Annotated in this window: 19 protein-coding genes; 11 read left to right on the top strand and 8 right to left on the bottom strand. The window is 60.8% G+C overall.

Annotated elements, in window-relative coordinates; all coding sequences use genetic code 11:
• Window positions 1-466: 466 nt before the first annotated feature.
• The 7 genes from JEQ47_RS20215 (at window position 467) to JEQ47_RS20185 (ending at window position 6,194) form a co-directional block, all read left to right on the top strand.
• On the top strand, window positions 467-2,134 hold the full coding sequence (locus JEQ47_RS20215) for a bifunctional helix-turn-helix transcriptional regulator/alpha/beta hydrolase (RefSeq protein WP_198878234.1): 1,668 nt from the start codon (window positions 467-469) through the stop codon (window positions 2,132-2,134).
• Window positions 2,131-2,655 carry a DUF7674 family protein gene (locus tag JEQ47_RS20210; RefSeq protein ID WP_198878233.1) on the top strand — a complete coding sequence of 175 codons (525 nt, stop codon included), beginning with the start codon at window positions 2,131-2,133 and terminating at the stop codon, window positions 2,653-2,655. Before JEQ47_RS20215 ends, JEQ47_RS20210 begins: the two co-directional genes overlap by 4 nt.
• Before the next feature lie 106 nt (window positions 2,656-2,761).
• Entirely contained in the window at window positions 2,762-3,253 is a 492-nt protein-coding gene (locus JEQ47_RS20205; RefSeq protein ID WP_198878232.1) for a hypothetical protein, read from the top strand.
• Complete coding sequence (locus JEQ47_RS20200; protein ID WP_198878231.1) at window positions 3,250-4,470, top strand: hypothetical protein; 1,221 nt, start codon at window positions 3,250-3,252, stop codon at window positions 4,468-4,470. The genes JEQ47_RS20205 and JEQ47_RS20200 overlap by 4 nt, the downstream gene beginning before the upstream one ends.
• Window positions 4,467-4,940 carry a hypothetical protein gene (locus JEQ47_RS20195; protein ID WP_198878230.1) on the top strand — a complete coding sequence of 158 codons (474 nt, stop codon included), beginning with the start codon at window positions 4,467-4,469 and terminating at the stop codon, window positions 4,938-4,940. The genes JEQ47_RS20200 and JEQ47_RS20195 overlap by 4 nt, the downstream gene beginning before the upstream one ends.
• Before the next feature lie 20 nt (window positions 4,941-4,960).
• Window positions 4,961-5,476: a hypothetical protein gene (locus JEQ47_RS20190; RefSeq protein WP_198878229.1), complete on the top strand. Its 516-nt coding sequence runs from the start codon at window positions 4,961-4,963 to the stop codon at window positions 5,474-5,476.
• Between the two features lie 22 nt (window positions 5,477-5,498).
• The gene (locus JEQ47_RS20185; protein ID WP_198878228.1) at window positions 5,499-6,194 is read left to right on the top strand and encodes a hypothetical protein; all 696 of its coding nucleotides are present in this window, start codon (window positions 5,499-5,501) and stop codon (window positions 6,192-6,194) included.
• A 301-nt stretch (window positions 6,195-6,495) separates the two neighbouring features.
• On the opposite strand, the gene JEQ47_RS20180 is transcribed toward JEQ47_RS20185, so the two are convergent.
• The 3 genes from JEQ47_RS20180 to JEQ47_RS20170 all read right to left on the bottom strand — a co-directional run bounded on the left by JEQ47_RS20180 (window position 6,496) and on the right by JEQ47_RS20170 (window position 9,591).
• A complete protein-coding gene (locus JEQ47_RS20180; protein WP_198878227.1) occupies window positions 6,496-8,160 on the bottom strand; it encodes a hypothetical protein in 1,665 nt (554 codons plus the stop codon).
• A gap of 163 nt (window positions 8,161-8,323) precedes the next feature.
• Window positions 8,324-9,160, bottom strand: coding sequence for a hypothetical protein (locus JEQ47_RS20175; RefSeq protein ID WP_198878226.1), 837 nt, complete (start codon window positions 9,158-9,160; stop codon window positions 8,324-8,326).
• Window positions 9,154-9,591 (bottom strand): hypothetical protein, encoded by a 438-nt coding sequence (locus JEQ47_RS20170; protein WP_198878225.1) that lies wholly within the window; start codon window positions 9,589-9,591, stop codon window positions 9,154-9,156. Before JEQ47_RS20170 ends, JEQ47_RS20175 begins: the two co-directional genes overlap by 7 nt.
• Window positions 9,592-9,739: 148 nt before the next feature.
• Here JEQ47_RS20170 and JEQ47_RS20165 point away from each other — a divergent pair, with 148 nt between their 5' ends.
• Both JEQ47_RS20165 and JEQ47_RS20160 read left to right on the top strand, forming a co-directional pair.
• Window positions 9,740-11,884 carry a sensor histidine kinase gene (locus tag JEQ47_RS20165; protein ID WP_198878224.1) on the top strand — a complete coding sequence of 715 codons (2,145 nt, stop codon included), beginning with the start codon at window positions 9,740-9,742 and terminating at the stop codon, window positions 11,882-11,884.
• Window positions 11,881-12,519, top strand: coding sequence for a LuxR C-terminal-related transcriptional regulator (locus JEQ47_RS20160; RefSeq protein WP_198878223.1), 639 nt, complete (start codon window positions 11,881-11,883; stop codon window positions 12,517-12,519). Before JEQ47_RS20165 ends, JEQ47_RS20160 begins: the two co-directional genes overlap by 4 nt.
• Before the next feature lie 7 nt (window positions 12,520-12,526).
• Here the strand turns inward: JEQ47_RS20160 and JEQ47_RS20155 are convergent, their stop codons facing one another.
• The 4 genes from JEQ47_RS20155 to JEQ47_RS20140 are packed head-to-tail and all read right to left on the bottom strand — an operon-like array spanning window position 12,527 to window position 14,925.
• Complete coding sequence (locus JEQ47_RS20155; RefSeq protein WP_198878222.1) at window positions 12,527-12,724, bottom strand: hypothetical protein; 198 nt, start codon at window positions 12,722-12,724, stop codon at window positions 12,527-12,529.
• Between the two features lie 58 nt (window positions 12,725-12,782).
• A complete protein-coding gene (locus JEQ47_RS20150) occupies window positions 12,783-13,076 on the bottom strand; it encodes a hypothetical protein (protein WP_198878221.1) in 294 nt (97 codons plus the stop codon).
• Window positions 13,077-13,085: 9 nt separating this feature from the next.
• Window positions 13,086-13,346, bottom strand: a complete 261-nt coding sequence (locus tag JEQ47_RS20145; RefSeq protein WP_198878220.1) for a hypothetical protein — start codon at window positions 13,344-13,346, stop codon at window positions 13,086-13,088.
• 13 nt (window positions 13,347-13,359) lie between these two features.
• Window positions 13,360-14,925, bottom strand: a complete 1,566-nt coding sequence (locus tag JEQ47_RS20140; RefSeq protein WP_198878219.1) for a hypothetical protein — start codon at window positions 14,923-14,925, stop codon at window positions 13,360-13,362.
• A gap of 36 nt (window positions 14,926-14,961) precedes the next feature.
• Between JEQ47_RS20140 and JEQ47_RS20135 the strand changes: the two genes are divergently transcribed.
• A complete protein-coding gene (locus JEQ47_RS20135) occupies window positions 14,962-15,903 on the top strand; it encodes a hypothetical protein (RefSeq protein WP_198878218.1) in 942 nt (313 codons plus the stop codon).
• Entirely contained in the window at window positions 15,900-16,502 is a 603-nt protein-coding gene (locus tag JEQ47_RS20130; protein WP_198878217.1) for a hypothetical protein, read from the top strand. Before JEQ47_RS20135 ends, JEQ47_RS20130 begins: the two co-directional genes overlap by 4 nt.
• A 477-nt stretch (window positions 16,503-16,979) precedes the next feature.
• Here the strand turns inward: JEQ47_RS20130 and gpmI are convergent, their stop codons facing one another.
• On the bottom strand, window positions 16,980-18,473 hold the full coding sequence (gene gpmI, locus JEQ47_RS20125) for a 2,3-bisphosphoglycerate-independent phosphoglycerate mutase (protein WP_198878216.1): 1,494 nt from the start codon (window positions 18,471-18,473) through the stop codon (window positions 16,980-16,982).
• Between the last annotated feature and the right edge of the window lie 67 nt (window positions 18,474-18,540).

Here is an 18,540-nt window from a genome sequence, read left to right as displayed (position 1 = left end):
GCGCGCCACGCCATATGCTGCGGCTCACGGCCGCCGCCCGACCACGCCAAATCAGAAAACCCCATAGCCCGGCGCATTCGGACCGCGGGTTCCTGCATGGGTGGCTTTCGTACGCCAAACAGCGCCCGAAACCCTTCACCATTTCGGACGTTGGATCGGATCATTCAAATTCCGAAAAGCGGACGTGCTTTTCGGAAGTTAGTGGCGAGCTGTTTGAGGTGGAGAGCGGCCCTTCCGGTAGTGGTCCAACAAGTCAGCTTGGTGCCACGAGCGGCTACTTCCGCTGCAAAGGTTGGCGTCACTAAGCTGCTCATCCTTATATCCGTTCGCTGCCAAGGATGGGTAATTGGGAGTCCTCGGGACTGCTCGTGATCGCTCTCGCCTAGGCCTGAAATGGGCATTTGCCAAACGCAACAGCGTGCTATTCTGGAGCAATGCTTGGTGCGTGAGCAGCGGAGCTTGATCTATGCTCAGAATAGACTGCTTTGACGACAGGGATGCTTCGCCCGCCAGCGCGCATTTCGATACGCATTGGCGAATTGCCCAAGTCGAACGCCTGTCGATTGAGCGCGACGGCTGGTGGTTCGAAACCTTCCGTCACCCATCCTTCGGCTCAACCATCGTCCTTGTAGGTCGTCCGACGCAACTTCGATTACTGCTGAAAAGCACCGTGTGGCCGGAAGATACCTCCGGCTCCACATTGGCGGTCGTGCACGTAAACTGGCATTGGCTCGAGGAGCAACTCAGCAACTTCGCCGACGACTTTGCGTTCTCCGCAGCCACTTCTCGTACGGTCATAGCACTGTTCATGACGGGTGACGTACGACGAGCCGCTATTGCAAGTGGGATCTCCTACGAGACAGCACGCGAGTATCTCGAAAAGGCCCGGGGCCTTGTCGGCGCAAGTAACCTGCAGCGTCTCATCACCATGATGGGGATGGGCCTGGGTCGAACTGCCGAGGAGGCCGAAGAAAGCGATCAGTTCCTCGCCATCGCCTACGGCGTATCGGAACGTCAGATGCGGATCGCGGGCATGATCGCCAATGGCGACACGCGCGCCGAGGTCGCCATCGCCCTGGGGATCTCCGAGGCGTTGGTGAAGAAGGAGATGGCCATCGTCTATGCCGCGCTGGACATCACGACAGCGCAAGCCTTGGCGCGGGCTATGATTGAACTTCGCCTGCTGGCGATCGCGGCATCTCTCGGCGATGGCGCCGAGAGATTCCCGGAGCCGGCGCACCGCAGTCTGTCGATCAAAACCCGGGACGGACGAATACTCGCTGCGAGCGACTACGGACCGCGCGGCGGCACACCGGTACTGGTGCTTCACAGCAGCATGACCAGTCGACCAGTCAATCGCTCGCTGGTAGAGGCGCTGCAGAACAGTGGCTTTCGTCCGATATCCATGGATCGCCCCGGCTTCGGCGGTACCGAGCTGCTGCCGGATATGACCGGAGAAGACTACTTTGAACTCGCCGCGCTCGACATCGTCGACCTGTGCGCCGAGATGAACTGGAAAGGCATCGCCATCGTTACGCGCGGCGCTGCCCAGGTCGTGCTTGCTTTGCACGAAGCAGCGCCTGATCTGATCGAGGTCGCGGTCGTGACGAACCCCGATCCGGATGCGACATCGAGCTCGCGCCACTCAGGCTTCCTCGCCACCATGAAGCGCAATTTCGTCAAGCGCCCGTGGGCGATCGCGCTCATGGCTCGATGGTTCGCGCAATCCTTGACCTACGAACGGGCTGCGGACAACGTCAGGCGATCGACGGCAGGCTGCCCGTCCGATCGTGAGGTCATGGCAAGGCCCGAGCACATGGGGGACTACTACCGGTCGCTCTCAAGCTTCCGACAAGGTCGCCTGGACGGCTTCGTTACCGAGCAGACGGCGTTGGCAACGCTCGGACGTCCCGGGCCAATCAACGACACCGATCAGTTCATACTGTTGGTCGGCGAGCACGATAGCATCCACGATCCCGGCGAGACAATGGCTTACTGGCGCGAGGTTCTTCCCGATGCGAGGGTGGAGATGATCGAAGGCGCCGGCCGTTTCATGACCTACAGCCATGCCGAAGTCGTGGTCGCCGCGTTGACCGCGCGCCTTCGCAATGCCGTCAGGCGAGATGCAGCATGACGATCGCCCGAAAGACCATGTTCGAGCCGCTGATCGAGACCCTGCCCGGGTTCCGCCCGATGCGCGAAGCTTTCGTGGAGAAATGGACGGGCAACGCGCACAACCATTTCGAGGCGCCGGGCGATCTCCCCGAATACCTGCTGCTCGGCGACCTGGCGCGATGGCTCATCGATCTGCTGAACGCCGGAAGTGTCGAGGACGTCAGGAGTGCGCTCGTGGTGGTGGACCGGTGGTTGCTGGAAGGCGACCACTACGTGCAGGAGGCTGCCATGCTCGGCTTCATCGAGACGCTCCAGAACAACATCGAGGACGACCAAACTCGGCAGCGCTTCTTCGACCTGTTGGGTCCCGAGGGACAGCACTGGTGGAAGAAGCTCGACCGGTTCTGGACGAAGGGCGAGCACCTCGTCGACGAGCGAAAACTGCCCGCTGAGAAGCAAGCGACGTGGACGATCAGCCAGGTAGTGAACATCCCGCTCTGGCGGGCAGGACGCAAACGGGATGGGGCGGAAGATGAATAGCACAGTGCCCCGCCTTGAGCAGTACCCCCCAAATGGATACGGCAAGCGTTGCGCCACGCGCTATCGAGCGACTGCCAGGGAAGCTGCGCGAGGGAGAACGACGGAAGTGGCCGGTTGGAAGAAGCATGGCGAGATACTGCTCGGCGCGATGATGATGGCCGCGCTGGCACAACCGGCTCACGCGGCTTGGGTAGTCCTGGACTACCCCGAGTTCGGCGAATACACGGCGGCCGTAGGCTCGGAACAAGGCAGGGCCGAGATGGAGATATCGTGCAGCGTCGACTATCCCGATGACGTCCGAATAACCATCTTCACCGAAGAAACCTACGACCCGGAGACGAGCTACTCGGACGAGGTTCCGGTCAGCGTGATCGCCGGTGGCGTCCAGCAGCCGATTGCCTACGGCTCGTTCGAGAACGTCGACGACATGCTCGTCGTGGTGTCGGATACTTCGCGCGACGAAACGCTGGCGCAAGTCATTGGCGCCATGGCCAAGAGCACATCGCTGATCGGAATACAGTTCTACGGACGGGACTTTAAGTTTCCGCCCGATGAGCTCGACACCGCGCTGGCCTACCTGTTCGAGCATTGCACATGAACCGTCCGCTTCACAGCCTCGGCCTGCTGTCGTTTCTGATGCTCATGTCCGCCGGCGCCGCCCACGCCGCCCCCGAGGACGACTATGTCGCCCTGATGACGGCGATCGAGATCGACAAGGCCTGCGTCGCTCTCAAGTACATGGAATTCACCGCGGTACGCGGCATTGCCCAAAGGTATCTTGAGAGCACGTCCCAGTATGTTCAGAGCCTGGACGGCCGACTGTCGCCCGCAGACTACGACGCTTGGCGCGTCGGGCTCGACGAACAGGCTCGCACGGCCGCGACTGCAGCGGGGTGCACGCAGGCGGCGATGAGTCATGTTTTCACCGCCAAGGCCGCGGCTTCGGATCAGCTCTACCAAGGACTGCTGCTCGCGTTTCATTTCGACAGCCTCCCGGATTTCGATCGAGTCCCCCTGGACGGGCACAAGAAGCAGACGGCGATGGGCTACGAGACCTATCTGCGTCAGCTCTACGGGCAGAACTTCGACGCGTTTGCCCAGCGACAGCGCGATGCCGTGGTCCAGATGCTTCCTGTCTCCGATCCGGGCATATCGACGTGGTCGTGGTCGCCCGATGCCGAGCAGTACGCCGGCAGGCTATGGGATCTCCAGACCCGGGCAGCGGCAGCCATGAGCTCCGTTCAGTTCGAAGTGACGGCCGAGGCGAACGGATACTTCGTCCGGCCTTATTTCGTCACCGAGGTGATGGTCGTCCCGTCCCTCGTGCGTCCCGAAGTCGAGGGCTCGCTCCCGATCATTCGGGGCCCGAGCTACCAGTTGGTCGAGGACGGCGAGGAACTGGTCGAGCTGTATTCGGTGGCAAGCATGCTGCCCGATCGCCGCATTGGCATCCTGTTCTACGGGGAGATCGCGTCGAAACGGATGCAGTCCCCAACCATCAGGCTCTATGTGCCACAGAAGCCCTACCCTGACGGCACCAGTGGCATCACGGCCTTCAACGACCCCTCGTTCCGGGAGAACGCTGTGGTCTTCGAAGGAACCTGGGCTTCAGACGGCTGCATGGGCGCACCATGTTACGACTTCCCCGCCGAGGCCACCGAGGCCCTGCTGGCTGATCCGGCAGGTACCTATGCCGAGCTCTTTGTCTCGTTCACCCCGAACGATCAGCCGCCCCCGATCGACGAGTTGGGTCGCGAGCGGTTCGACAGCCAATGGATGCTCTGGTGGACCGACAGCGTTGGAGCACAGCGATGAGAAAGCCCGTTCTACTGCCGCCGGCCGTGCTGGCGATGATGGCTGTCGCGCCGGTCGCAGCGCAGGACGATACCTGGACGCCGTTGGCGTTCTCAGGCGACGACGTTGTCTTCGCGCTTGGTGGGCCCGACACTCGAAATGACGCGAGGGAGATCTCGCTCGCCATCGTGCCGCCCGAAGGTTTTGTGGGCTTCGGCGAAGAGGTGGGCTACGTCCTGAATTTCTACGCTTTGAACTGCACCGAGCGGACGTCGCGTCACCACACTATGCATGTGTTCGGGAAAGACGGGAACATCGTCTCCATACAAAGCCTCGACCAGCCTGATGAAGCCGTTCCGCCCGATGGCAGCGCGATGGATCTCGCGGTCCGGCTCAAGTGCTTTGCCGATCCTCCGTCCGTAACCGGTGGAGTCGAACAAAGCCGTCTTATTGAAACGGCAAATGCGCTGCGGGGAACCACTCGCGGGTAAGCCTGTCCCTGCAGGGTGAAATGAAGAAGGGGGCGACAATGTCGGCAAGATTAGCATCGGCGCTATTGGGGATATTTCTGGCTGCTGCGCTTGGCTTTCCAGTTGGGGCATGGGCCCAGCCACAAGCTGTAAATGCCTGGAACCTCTACAGTGCAGACGATTCTGACGGACGCCCGCAATTCTCGCTGAGCTACATGGACCCAATCGATAGGCGGTTCACACTGACCTTCGCCTGCTCGGCCCATAACGACGAGGTCACCATCGTCTACTACCCGCCGGTTGGAACGTCAGCCGACGAGCAAAGTCACGAGGTCAGATTGGTCTCCGAGAACAACAGCGACACCTTCTATGGGCCCTATCGAGATGTGGACGGGCAGGTTCTCATCTTCGGCCTGGACGCAAAATCCAACGAGCAGATCGACCTCTTGCGGAGCGGCTTCGTCGTAACGGTTGATGACGTTCACGCCGCACGGCTCTACACGCTGCCTGAACACGCGGCCAAGGTTGAAGAATTGATCGCTGGCTGCTGGCCTTGAGCCGCCCAAGTCAGGAGATGCAATGAAGACCCGTTTGCCTTCAGCTTTGTTGGCGCTTTTCGCCCTCTCCTCGCCAACCCATGCTGCGGAGCCCATCGCGCGGGACAGGATCATCACGGTCTGCGTCGAGACCGTGCTTCAGAACTGCAAGGTCCTTACAGCGGGCTTCCTCAATGTCGATTGGGGCGACGACGAGGGAAAGCCCATGCTGGCCTGGCAGACGCAATCCGGCTTCACGCCAGAGGACGGCGTACTGGGCGGCTTCGTGCTGCTGCAGCATGTCGACGGGAACTGGGCGCGCTTCGACGCCGGTTTCGACGGCTGGCGCTTCTTCCCGCCGCGGCTCAGCCAGGACGGGCTCTTGCATCTGCCGGGCTATACCGGTGGCACGGGCAGTTACAACGCTGATCGTCTCTACCAATGGAACGATACGGAGTGGGAGCCGATCGACATCAAGACTTGGCGGAAGGCAATCGCAGAGCAGTTGCCGGCGGATCGCGAGATATGGAAGGGCGTTCAGTACGACTTCGACAACCCATGGTCCAAGCTCGTGGCGCGCACCGCCCTGTGGCGCGGCGACGACGGTAATTGCTGCCCAACTGGAGGCCATGCCGAGATCGTCTTCTCCGTCAAGGAGCGGCGTTTGACGGTGGACCATGTCGACTACTTGCCGGCCGCAGAAATGCCCGGGCCGCTTTCGGAGGGCGTTCAGCAATGATGACGACACGTCACGGACGCTATCGCAAGGAAGCCGCATGACCTCCGACGTAATAGTATTGAAGTCGGTCTGATTGCCGGACTGTTGGAGATGTCGGGCGCGGGCCCGGATACCAGTCGAATAATGCGAGTGGCGGCCATGAGGTCGGAACCCGCCCATCCGCAACGCGCACCATTCCCGCCGTTCAGAGCGCGTTTTGGGTTTCCCGAAACCTGTAGGTCCGCTTCAGCCTCCGCTAAGGCAACAGTTAAGCTTATCTGCGCAAAGGCAAGAGCGGCAGATGCGCGCCCAATCCATCGCGTTACGGCTCTACCCAGTCGTAGAACTCGTCCGCGTAGCCGCCCAAAGCGCGCTCAAGGCATACTGCGATCATTCGCTTGCCGTCACTACGTCGAAGCTCGTCAATTTGCTCGTCCACCACGAGCTTTATGTCGGTTACGCGTCCCAAGACCGCCTCACGTGCCAGCCCCAGTTCGCTCCCAAGCCATACAGCTCTGTTGGACAGTGACTCGATGCCATCCCTGAGCGCTGATCGCTTTTCGCGGTCCGTTTCGCTGCCCAGTACCCGCTCAAGACCAGCTATGCACCATGTTGTATCGTAGAATTCGTTGTCCGGCGCGGGCTCTGATGCGGGTGCAGGGTCGGATGCGGGCACCGACCATGAATCCACCATGGCTTGCAGGTTGTCGACATCAAGCAATGCGCCCACATCGACTGCGGCTTGCGCGCAGGATTGGTAGTCATAAGACAGTGGCGATTCCCCCGCATTTGTAAGGGGGCGCGAGAATTCGTAGGCGGCCTGATGGTAGGACTCCACCTCGACTTCCGCAAGGGCATCGTCGCTGAGGCCCAGCCCCCTGGCTTCGCGCAACATCCGGAAATGCAGATCCCCGATGAGACCCTCTGCTTCCGAAACACTCAGCTTGCTGTACGCCGGCATATTGCCGTCCGTGATGTAGTGCATGGCCCCATAGCACCAGGCGTTGAAACGGAAATCGGCACTCAACGGATAGTCCCAGCCCGCTGCTGCGAGGGCGGGACGGTCCGGCGTCGACTGCGCCGGATCGGGTATATTATCGCCGATATCAGTCGGTGCCAGGCTAAGGCAGCTGATCGGATCAGCTTCGAACTTGCCCCGGTCCCCGGACTGGGTGAAGGCTTCAACCTGGGCAAGCGCCAAGTAAAGATAGCCCATCCGCAGCATGTCATTGTCGTTGGCCGGAACGCCGAAAAACTCGAAAATCTCCGTTCGCATAAGTTCCGCCACGCCCATTGCCACTTTCGCGTCTGCAATTTGCTCGGCGGTGCCCTCCAATTTGCCGCGCTGATCCAGAATAGTCAGCGTGTCGCCACACCACAGCCGCCGGTGCATGTTCTCGTATGGGTCGACATAAAGCGCCTTGTTGCGCATACCGATTAGCCCTTTGGCCATACATGCGTCATAAAGCATTCGTTCTGCGCCGGTCAGTGTGCCACCGTTCGCTCGCTCCGCGGCAGATGCAGTCTTGACCACCATGGCCTGGTCATAGGCAATGAGCGCTGCGCCCTCGATTCCCCTCGCTTCGCCCAAGCGCTTGTAACGGGCCGCCGCATCAGCCATTGCGAACGCTGCCTGCATGCGGGCCGCATCGTCTGGATAGCCAAACCGAGACCCTTGATTGGCCATGAGATTGAAACACCAGGAATTGAATGCCAGCGGGTCGAAACCGATCTGCTCGACTGGTGGAATAGCAAGAGCGAGGTCCGTGGGCGGATTATCTGGGCCAGACATAGTCTGGCTTTCAGCCTGCGATACCTCGCTCCGGATTGGACCGGACATTTGCTGCCCCAATGCAAATCCTTCGGGAGAGACATATCCTGCACCGGATGACGGCTGGGACGGCAAAACATCGCCAGGTCCCGGCGAGGCTTCCACCCCTGTCAGCACTGCTACAGAAAGAATGACGATCCAGGTCCACCGCTGCATAACTGTTCTCAACCCCGCGAGCTTGGCAATTACCGCTGCCCATCTCCCATGCTATCTGGCCGCTACCCTACCAACAGTACCATCCCCCGTTCGGGGGGCAGGCGAACATGGCTTCGGCAGCTTTCCGGCCACATGATCGGGACGGCGCTGGAAGAGCGTCCGGCTAGAGATTGGTGGCCGTCTGTGCCGACATTTTCCAGGATCCGCTGGCATCCCGGGTGAAGCAGATGCCGCTGGCATATGGCTTGCTGATCGCCACGTTTTCAAAATTGAGAAAACCCGAGCCACCGTCCGGCAGATGCACGGCGATCCAGCCTCCCGGCGCGTCGGTGTCATAATCCAGTCCGTACAGCAGATCGGCTTGCAACATGCTTGCCGCACGCGCAGCATGACTGGGCCGCACGAGCGCCGCGACCGGCGCTTCGACGTAGAACACGCTCGAGGTCTGTATATCGAGATGCTCGCCCAGGGCTATTACGGCAGCACGGTCAAACCCCCGATAGGCATAGGTACAGATGGCACCGTCAAGCAAAGGATCACGGCCCCATGCCTGGCCATCGATGATCGCGGCGATGATGAAGTCCCGCTCCGCCGCGACTGCGAAGGGCGTGACGTCGCTGCCATCGAAGGGCTGCTCATAGATGCCACCAATGTTGTCGGCCAGGGCCGTCAGGGCGAGATCAATTGTCTCGAAGGGACCGATTTCTTCCGTACGCCGCGGCAGGCCCAGTTCCAGGGCGCCATCAATGAGGGTGAGGCGTGGCGCGAGCATGGCGCCGATTGCCGGGCGGTCATCGCTGCGTGATGCCTGAAGCAATGTCGCTGCTGCCTCGACAAGGTCGGCAGGCGGCAACACGGCTTCCTTGGGCGCCAGCGGCACGGGTGCATAGGGCTCGCCACCGAGCGCCACCATGGTGAACGAGGCGGCCGCCAGGCCACCAGTCACACCCACGAGTAGGCGAAGTCCGGGGCGCACCGGAAATGTGCGGCGCTCTAGCATCTGCGAAATACCATTGGGTTCCCCCAGCGAGCCTTTCCCGTTGCCAGGTCAACGGAATAGACAAAGAACTCATCCTTGCTGACCCAGACGGCGATGCTGCTCTCGCCCCATTCGGGTAGCCAGGTCGTCCGCCCCGAAAAGGACATGAGCTCGAACTCGGTCTCAATGCCGGATGAGGACTTGTATGAAAGCTTGTCGGCTCCATTAGCCGTCAACTCAACCGCCGAGGAGCAATCGACAACTGGCTCTCCGTTTATGGTGCCAGTGCCTTCGGGAAAACCCAGCCACCAGCGACCGGCAAAAGGCTCTGCGACCCCATTGGGTATCTCCGGCACGCCCTCTCGCGGGAACTCCATCGCTTCAGGCGCCGGCGCCAGAATGATGATGGCAAGACAACTCAACAACAAACCAAAAAGAAATTTTCTGGACAACTTCGCTATTGCTCGCACGTAACAATCCCCCGAGACGTCCTGACTTCGATCGATTACCGACAAGGCTCTATACAGTTCGCCCGCTGCGTGGCATCCCCGGTTCAGAGGATTACGGAGGGGCAACGGGAATGGCAGGATCGCTCTGAAAATGTCGTCAATCGATGCACAATTGCAGCTGCCGCCCCTGGCGCGGCTTCTGGCCGCCCTTGCGATCTTTGTCGTTTCAGCGCTGGCTGCGCTTTGGCTCGCCACGGCGCAACCTTGGCTGGGCCTGGTCTTGCAGGCCGGTGATGACGGGCTGGTGGTTCTGGTCGATGTGCAACGCGAAGATTTGCCGAACGGTTTGCGGCCGGGCTCGCGCATTGCGCGCATCGGCGCGGTCAATCTACATGCCATCGATGTCATGGAGGAGCCCGACACACTCAACAGCTATGCGCTGCTCAATGAATTTCGGGCACGGCAGGCAGAACTGTCAGCAACGCTGAACCAGCCTCAGGTGCTTGTTGGCTTCGCCGGGGACAACCAGTCCATACAGACCGTCGTGGTTGCCCCTTATGCCGGACGCCCAGCATGGTCGCTTCCATTCGAATTCTGGCTGCAACTGTTTGTGGGTGGCGCCGGCGCACTCGTCGGCGGCTGGATATGGGCCCTCAAGCGTGACCGGCCAAGTGTGTTTCTGGCCATTTCCGGCTTTGGCCTGATGGCATCGGCCCTCAGCGCATCTGTTTACAGTACCCGCGAACTGGCGCTGGATGCCGAGCTGTTTCGCATGCTCAACGCCGGCAATTTCGTCGGCACCAATATCTTCGGGCTGGCACTGATCAGCCTCCTGCTGTCCTATCCGAAGCGGATCGGCGGTTCCCTGGTGATCCTGGCGGTTTGGACAATCGGCCTTGGCGCGGTTGTCGCGCAATTGATGCAGCTCATGCCTTCTCAGTCCATCGGCTCCTATGGGCCGATGCTGGCTCAATTCTGCATCATCCTGGCGCTGGTTGCCATCCAGTACATCGCCTCCCGCCGTGCGCCACTCGCGCGTGCAGCGCTCGGCTGGTTTGGCCTGTCCATCCTTTTGGGCACCAGCGTCTTCGTTTTCACCATTGCCGTGCCCGCAATGCTGGGCGTGGAACCGCACACCCGCCAGGCGCATGCCTTTGGCATCATCCTGATCATCTATTGCGGCATTGCCATCGCGGTGGCGCGCTACCGGCTTTTCGACCTGGGCATATGGTCTTTTCGGCTGACGTCGTACCTGCTGGGTGGGATGCTGCTGATCGCACTGGATGCGGTGCTGATCTATGGCATCGCAATCGAGCGCATCCCCGCATTCGGACTGGCGCTCCTGGCCGTTGCGATGCTTTACCTGCCGCTGCGCAATTTTCTGGGAAACATGCTGGCGCGCCGCACCGGCGTCGATGCGCTTCGGGTGCGCGAAGTAGTCGACATTGCGCTGACCCCAAATGTGACGCTGAGGCAGGAGAAGTGGCGCGGTCTGCTCGATAGCGCCTTCGCCCCACTCAGCATCGATCTGGCGGCTCCGACAGACCGTGCGCGAATTGTCGATGGCGGGCAGAAAATGCTTGTGCCCTTCACCAAAGGCACGCCGGCAATGTGCCTGCATTATGCTCATGGCGGCAGGAAGCTGTTTTTGCAGACCGATGCCGACCGTGTGCAACAACTGGTTGAACTGATGGACCATGCGCTGGCCAGCCGCGATGCGCAGGAGCATGGCGCGCGGCAGGAGCGTACGCGGATGGCAAGGGACCTCCACGACAATATCGGCGCCCAGTTGCTGCGAACTCTGCTCAGCCGGGACCCGGAACGCAAGGACGCCATCATTTCCGAAACGCTGACCGACCTGCGCGACATCATAAACAACGCTCAGGGAACTGGTCTGGTCCTGTCGGAAGTCCTGGCTGATCTCAGGTTTGAAACCGACGAACGGCTGGCCGCCGTTGACATGGAATTGCGCTGGGACATGGAGATCGATGAGACACAGGCGGTCGATGCGCGACTGGCGCACACCCTGCGCTCGATTATCCGCGAAGCCGCCAGCAATACGATCCGCCATGCCCGGGCCCGCAACTTTGCGGTGCGCATGCGGGTGGCGGCTGGTGAGCTTCATGTTCACATCAGCGATGATGGCGTGGGCGTAAGCGACCACGTTGGCTCGCATGATGGCGGGCTGGTCAATATGGCGGCGCGAGCGGAAGGGCATGGCGGCGCTTTGACCATTTCGTCCGACAGCGGCACCCATGTCTTTGCGCGCCTTCCGCTGGAGACGCCATCGCCATGAATGTTGAAACATTGCTCATCGTCGAAGATGTGCCCGAGGCCCTGGCCTGGCTTGCGGATCTGGCACAGAAAGCCTTTCCCGATGTTAGGGTGGGCAAGGCCCGGTCCGTGCGCGAGGCGGCGTGCCGGATAGAGGAGGACCAATGGGACATGGCGCTGGTCGATCTGGGCCTGCCCGATGGTTCGGGGCTGGACATCATTCGCCGGCTCAAGATGGTCTCTCCAGACACGATATGCATTGTCAGCACAGTTCTGGGAGACGACGCGCATGTGGTGGCGGCCCTCTCGGCAGGGGCACAGGGCTATATCCTCAAGGGGCAACCCGACGCGGTGGTACACCGGCAACTGCTTCAACTGCGTCATGGCATTCCAGCCTTGTCGCCGGCCATAGCCCGACGGATCATGGAGCACTTTCAGCGCACCGGTCCGGTAGATGGCGAAAGCCAGGCACTGACAGCGCGCGAGACCGATGTGCTGAGCATGGTCTCGAAGGGCTTCCGCAATGCCGAAGTGGCGCAAGCGCTGGGCCTGGCAGAATCCACCATCGCCACCCATGTCAAAAGCATCTACCGAAAGCTGGGCATTTCCTCGCGCGCCGAGGCGGCCCTCCATGCCGCCCGGATGGGCCTGACCTGAGGCGGCCTCAGGGCCAGGCCCGCTCCGGCAGTTCATCGCGGCAAAGGTCTGGCTTGAACACGCCACGCGGCATCGGATCACGATCGGCAGTGGCATCATCAGTCAACTGGCCGGCGCCATACCACAGGCTCAAGCCTATTTCAGGCACCATGACATAGGCCGGCGCCGGCTCGCCCTCATTGGGCGGCTCGAACCAGAACGTCATATCCTCGTCGAGCGCGTAGAACCGCAGCGAGCGCAGGACATCGAGGTCTGGTGGATCATCACTGCCCAGCGCGAGTGGGATCGGTCACCGGGACCAGGGTCATGCCGCTATAGCCGTTGGATACCGAAAAGGTGAACCAATAGGTGCGCTGGGGCGTGGTGAGGTACATATAGAGGTCGGACGCGATCGAGGCGTAATTGTGCGAAGGCTGGAAGCCGATCTCGAAACGGTCTTCGCCATCCAGCAATTCATAGACGGCGCGTTCGGCAGGGCACTCATCCGCAGCGAGTGCGGGGCTGGCCAGACCGAGAAGTACGGCCGGGACCAATGCGGAAAGCAGCCAGTTGCGCATCACGACACCTCAAGCGGAGGAAACAACCGAAACCAATGGCGCACTGACCACAAGCAGCGCGACCGAACAAAAAATAATCAGGCGCAGGCGCAAATAGCGTGGATGTGTCAGTCCCTCCCTGAAGGCGGTGAGCGAGTCTCTCAGCCCTGGCATTGTGCTGCCCGAGCGTGCAACGGCGCGGCGGCGCAAGGCAAACAGCCACCAGAATGCAGCTATGGCAAAGACCAGAAAGACAAGACCCTGAACGATCAGCAGGATAACAAGCGCCATTTCCGCCACCGGCCTATTGGCACATCAGGGCGTGGCCCCGAAAGTTGAAACTACAGGCCAGAAAGTCCTGCACTGCGACCGCGGCCTCCAGGTCATCCGGCACAGTCTTGGCCTCGATTTCCACCAGGGCGGCCATCCGCCCTTCATCGTCATAGAGGCTGAACCACAGGAAGGGCCGCCCGGACGGATAGGTGCCGCCATAGACGAAGCCATCAGACGACTCCGAACCGAGGTCATATGTGACGTTTCTGTTTGTCAGGGCGGTCTTGGCGTGTTCGAGCAGCAGATGATTGCCCATCTGCACGACAATGCGATGATTGCCGTGCTCCAGCGTATCGGCCGAATGGGTGGACACTGCGACGGTCATGGATGGGTGGAACTCCGGGCGCGGCATGCCACCGTCGACCAGAAAATCCTTATTGAAATAGTCGAACTTCTGGAACCTCAGATAGTCCAGAACGTCGGTGACCTGATCCCCCATGGTCACGAATGGATGGGTGAACATGGAATTGAAGCCGCCCTTCTTGAACAAGCGTCGGCTCGCGGTTTCGCCCGTCCCCAGGCTGGACCAACCCTGCGGGCGGTGAAAGAGGCTGACGAGGGGCCGCGCGGCGCCGCTGATGCCGGGGGCTGTGTAGAGCGCAAGGTCGACATCGCCCATCAGTCCGGCCTGTTCGGTTGGCAGGCCGCAATAGGTAACACCAAGCGGGTTGTCCGGCCCTATTCTGAAGCCGCTCAGCTTTTGACCAGCCTCGTTGACCGCGAAATCGCTGAGCAGTGTCTCCGAAATCGCTTCGGGCTCCGCATCGATGAAGGCACTGCGGTGATAGGCCAGAAGGCGCAGGCAGGCATTGCGGATCGCCGCGCTCTTATCGCCGATCCAGTGGCCGAGGGGAGATGGTGGCAAATGCGTGCGGGTGACGTAGTAATCTTCGCCCGTCTGCACATCGTAGCTCTCCTCAGGACCCATGCTGACGATATGGGAAAGCACGCTGGCATCGACATTCCAGTCGACCAATTGCTTGATCATCAAAGCGATATCGTCCCGGCTCGCGCCCAGAACTGCGTCCATGCCGAAATCGGCGACAAGCGTACCCAGGTCGTCCGGCGCAAAGTATGGCGCGTGGAAGCCCAGGATAGCGTGTGGTTCGACCATGCGGTCGACATAGACTCCGACGCCATCCTGGCTTGAAAATCCCGAACCGCCCAGGAAGGCAAAGGCACACGCCGAGTAGCAACTTGAACCGGCTTCGACCACCGTGGCCACGGCCCTTTCGCGCAGCAGCAGCGCCAGTTTCAATCCCTCGATATAATTGCCGCCCGGGCTGCTCAATGTCAGCACGGCACAATTGCCGCCTTCTGCCGGCAGCGCGGGGACGTCGCACTCCAGGACTTCATCAAAAAGGCTCGCCAGCGTCGCGGCGTCGCCTTCCATGACCGGGCCTGCGTAATGGAGATGAGGCACGAAACGCTCGGCAGAAAAATGATTGGAGACCAGCCACATGTCTGCCGCCCAGCCCGGCGCGGCGAAGAGGCCCAAGGCTAGAACAGCCAACAATTGCCGCGCAAACAGGATCATGTCGTCTCCTCCCGAGTGCAGCGGACGATAGTGATGATGCCCAGCCTGCAATATACCCCGATCAGGGGAGGGAGATATTGCAAGCACCCCGTTAAGCTGCCGCGGATACTGAAGAATCGAGATATTGAGCAGCAATTGATGTCGAAGTTTACTGTGGTTCTGACCACCGCCGCATTGCTGGCGTTCAACGTGTCCGCGGTCTCTGCACAGGAGGCGGAGATTATCGCACTGGGCGATGGCGCGACGATCACTGTCGAGGACTATCTTCTCGAAACATCGGACACAGGCCCCACCACCATTGTGGTGAAGGCCCGGCCCAACTTCGATCCCGAGCCTTTTGGAGCCGTCCCCTCGGATCACTTTGCCCGCAAGGTCCAACCCCTATGTTCGGACCTCGTGCAGTTTAGCCGCGCGGCGATTGAAGAGGAGGATGCAACGGCCGTCCGTATCCGTTGGGATTTCGACCCCACTTATGACACGGGTGCAGAGGGCGGCGTCACCATCAGTCGATTTCACGAGTTTGTCTTCGCGCTCGACGGGAACCTGATGTGCATTCCACAGCCGCTGGGTGTCGGCCCGGACAATCTGGAGCCCGATCTGCCCAGCGGACTGCCCGTGGTGTTGCGCTACATCGAGCCTGGGCCGCGCGCCCGGCAGTTGACGCTGACCTACGAGGTCGCTGCCGAGCTTGCCGATATTTCGACGGAGAAGCTCGAGAATGCGGCCATAGAGCTTTGTATTCTCCATGCCGATCTCGTGCTGGCAGAACAGAACAGGTATTACGGACAACGCGAGACCGAGCTAGTGGCGCTGGCCTTTGCTCAGAGTGATGGACGCGGACAGGAGCTGGAGCGTCGGGTGCTTTTCGGCGTCGAAGGCAATCGCTGCAAGACCGGGCTGAGCCAGCCACTGGCCGATGCCATTCGCGGCATGGTAGGCAGCGAGACCAGTGCCGATCCCAGCGAAGCGCAGCAATGAGTTCCGATCAAGGATGGCAGGCCGTCCTTCCACACGGCGAACGGCTGCTTTGGCATGGCCGCCCCAATGGCGGCGTTCAGATATCTGACTTCTTCACCCCGCGATTGCCCTTCGCGCTGGTGTTCACCGCCTTTGCAATCTTCTGGATGGCGGCGACCTCACAGATGGCTCAAATGGGCCCCGCGAGCGGCGCGCTCGACCTTTTCCCGCTGTTCGGCCTGCCCTTCATGTTTGTCGGACTATATATGGCCTTCGGCATTCCGTTCTGGGATGCCTATGAGCGCCGGCATTCCTTCTATGCCCTGACAGACGAGGCGGCCTATATCGCCATGGACCTGTTCGGACGGCGCAGCCTCAAGCGCTTTCCCATCAGCGACATGAATGCACTTGAGCTGGAGGACGGGCCGCAAGGCACCGTGTGGTTCAATCGTGACGTGCAGGTGTACCGGAAAACCAGCAGTTACCGAACCACCAATTTGGTTCGCCAGACCTATACCACCACGACCAGAACGGGCTTCAAATGCATCGGCGCGCCCCGGACTGTTTATCAGATGATCCTCGGACAGATGCATAAGTCGCATCATGCCACATCAAGTTGACTTCTGTCAGTGGACCACAGCCAACTCCGAGGCCCTACCAGCGCCACTTTGGAAGTCATGACGAGGGCTCTTCCCAAGTCATGCACAAAACCGATTAGTCCGCTTCCCGCTCCAGAAGAACATGAGGCAGTCCTTCCCGCGCAATGGCTGCTTTTCGTCATGCGGCATCTAAAAGCGGACCGACGGCTTGCGGCCCCTACCCTGCCCTTCCAGCGAGCTGGGCCAATGACGGAATTGGGGCCGTTTGAAGACTGGCCGCTTCCCGAGTCCAAAGCGTCGATAGCTGCCGTTTAGGCCAGGCTGTCCCAGCGCGCTTGTTGACCCATTCTCGCTGTTGAGGCGGTATGACGAGGTCCCAAAAACGTGGCAACCGAGTTTGCGTTAGGTCATCGACCTAGGTCGACGCCACCATTGGCTCCCGGACTGTTCCGCAACGCAGCCGGCGCGACTCCATGCGAGCGCTGGTTCTACCGGATGTCACGCTAGCAGCGATGTCCCCGACATCTCCTGCGGCTTCTTCAGATCCATCAGCTGGATCAATGTCGGAGCCACGTCTGCCAAGCGGCCGCTGCGAAGCGACCGATGAGTGGTGTTATAGAGTATGGCCGGGACCGGATTAGTGGTGTGCGCAGTGTGGGGCCCGCCGGTGAGGGGATCACGCATCTGCTCGCAATTGCCATGATCGGCCGTCACCATCAGCACCCCATTGGCCGAATGGATCGCCTCCGCAATTCGCCCGAGTTGAAGATCGACCGCTTCGACCGCGGCGATTGCTACCTCAAGATTGCCAGTGTGGCCGACCATGTCGGGGTTGGCGAAATTGACGATGATCAGATCGTAGCGTTTCGAGCCGATTGCCTCGACGGCACGATCGCCGACCATCGGGGCGGACATTTCAGGCTGCAGGTCATAGGTGGCGACTTTGGGCGAGTCGACAATGGTCCTCTCCTCGCCGACAAATGGCTCTTCCCTACCGCCGTTGAAGAAATAGGTGACGTGCGGATATTTCTCTGACTCGGCAAGTCGCAATTGCCTGCTTCCGCCGAGCGCCACGGTCTCGCCCAGTCCGTTGGCAATGGTTTGCGGCGCTAACAGCGGCTTCAGCCATGGGTCAAATTCATCCCCATAGTGCGTCATGCTGACGGCTGCCGATAGTTGCGGCGCCTGGCGCGTGAACCCGTCGAAATCAGGAAGGAGCAGCGCGGCCATCAACTGCTTGACACGATCTGCGCGGAAGTTGAAGCAAAGGACGGCGTCCCCGTCCTTGATGCCACCGAATTTACCGATAACCGACGCAGGCACAAACTCGTCGGTGACAGAGTTCGCATAGGCCGCGTCAACGGCTTCCTGCGCCGTAGCGCTATTCTGCCCACGGCCCGTGGCGATCGCGTCATAAGCTTGCTGTAGCCGCTCCCAACGCTGGTCACGGTCCATTACCCAATAGCGGCCGGTCACTGTGGCGATATCTACGCCGGGTGGCAGGGCGGCGTCGATCTCGGCCAAATAGCCTGCTGCAGCCTCGGGCGGGGTATCGCGCCCGTCCGTAAAGGCGTGAATCACCGTTGGAACGCCGGATTGCTGCAATACTCGGGCAAGGGCCACTGCATGGTCCTGATGCGAATGCACGCCGCCGGGCGAAACCAGCCCCATCAGATGACAGGTCCCGCCGCTTGCCTTGAGCGCCGCTGGCAGCCCCGAGGCCATGACGGCGCCCGCCAGCGTTCCGTCCTCAATTGCCTTTGTGATGCGGACCAGATCCTGCAGGACGACTCGGCCTGCTCCGATGTTGAGGTGGCCGACTTCGGAATTGCCCATCTGGCCATCCAGAAGCCCGACATCCAGGCCAGATGTTGCAAGGAAACTGCGCGGACAGCTTTCCCACAGGCGATCAAAATGTGGTGTGTGGGCAAGCCGCACCGCGTTGTCGGCGCTCTCTTCACGCCAGCCCCAGCCATCGAGGATAGCTAGCATTACTGGCTTAGGAGCTACGTTCAATTCTCCCGGCACCCAAAGACCTCGCTCTGTTGATTGGCTATTG

This window comes from Devosia sediminis (assembly GCF_016411825.1).
GTDB lineage: Bacteria > Pseudomonadota > Alphaproteobacteria > Rhizobiales > Devosiaceae > Devosia > Devosia sediminis.
The sequence above is the reverse complement of the archived record's forward strand: the minus strand, read 5'-3'. Positions and strand labels throughout refer to the sequence as shown.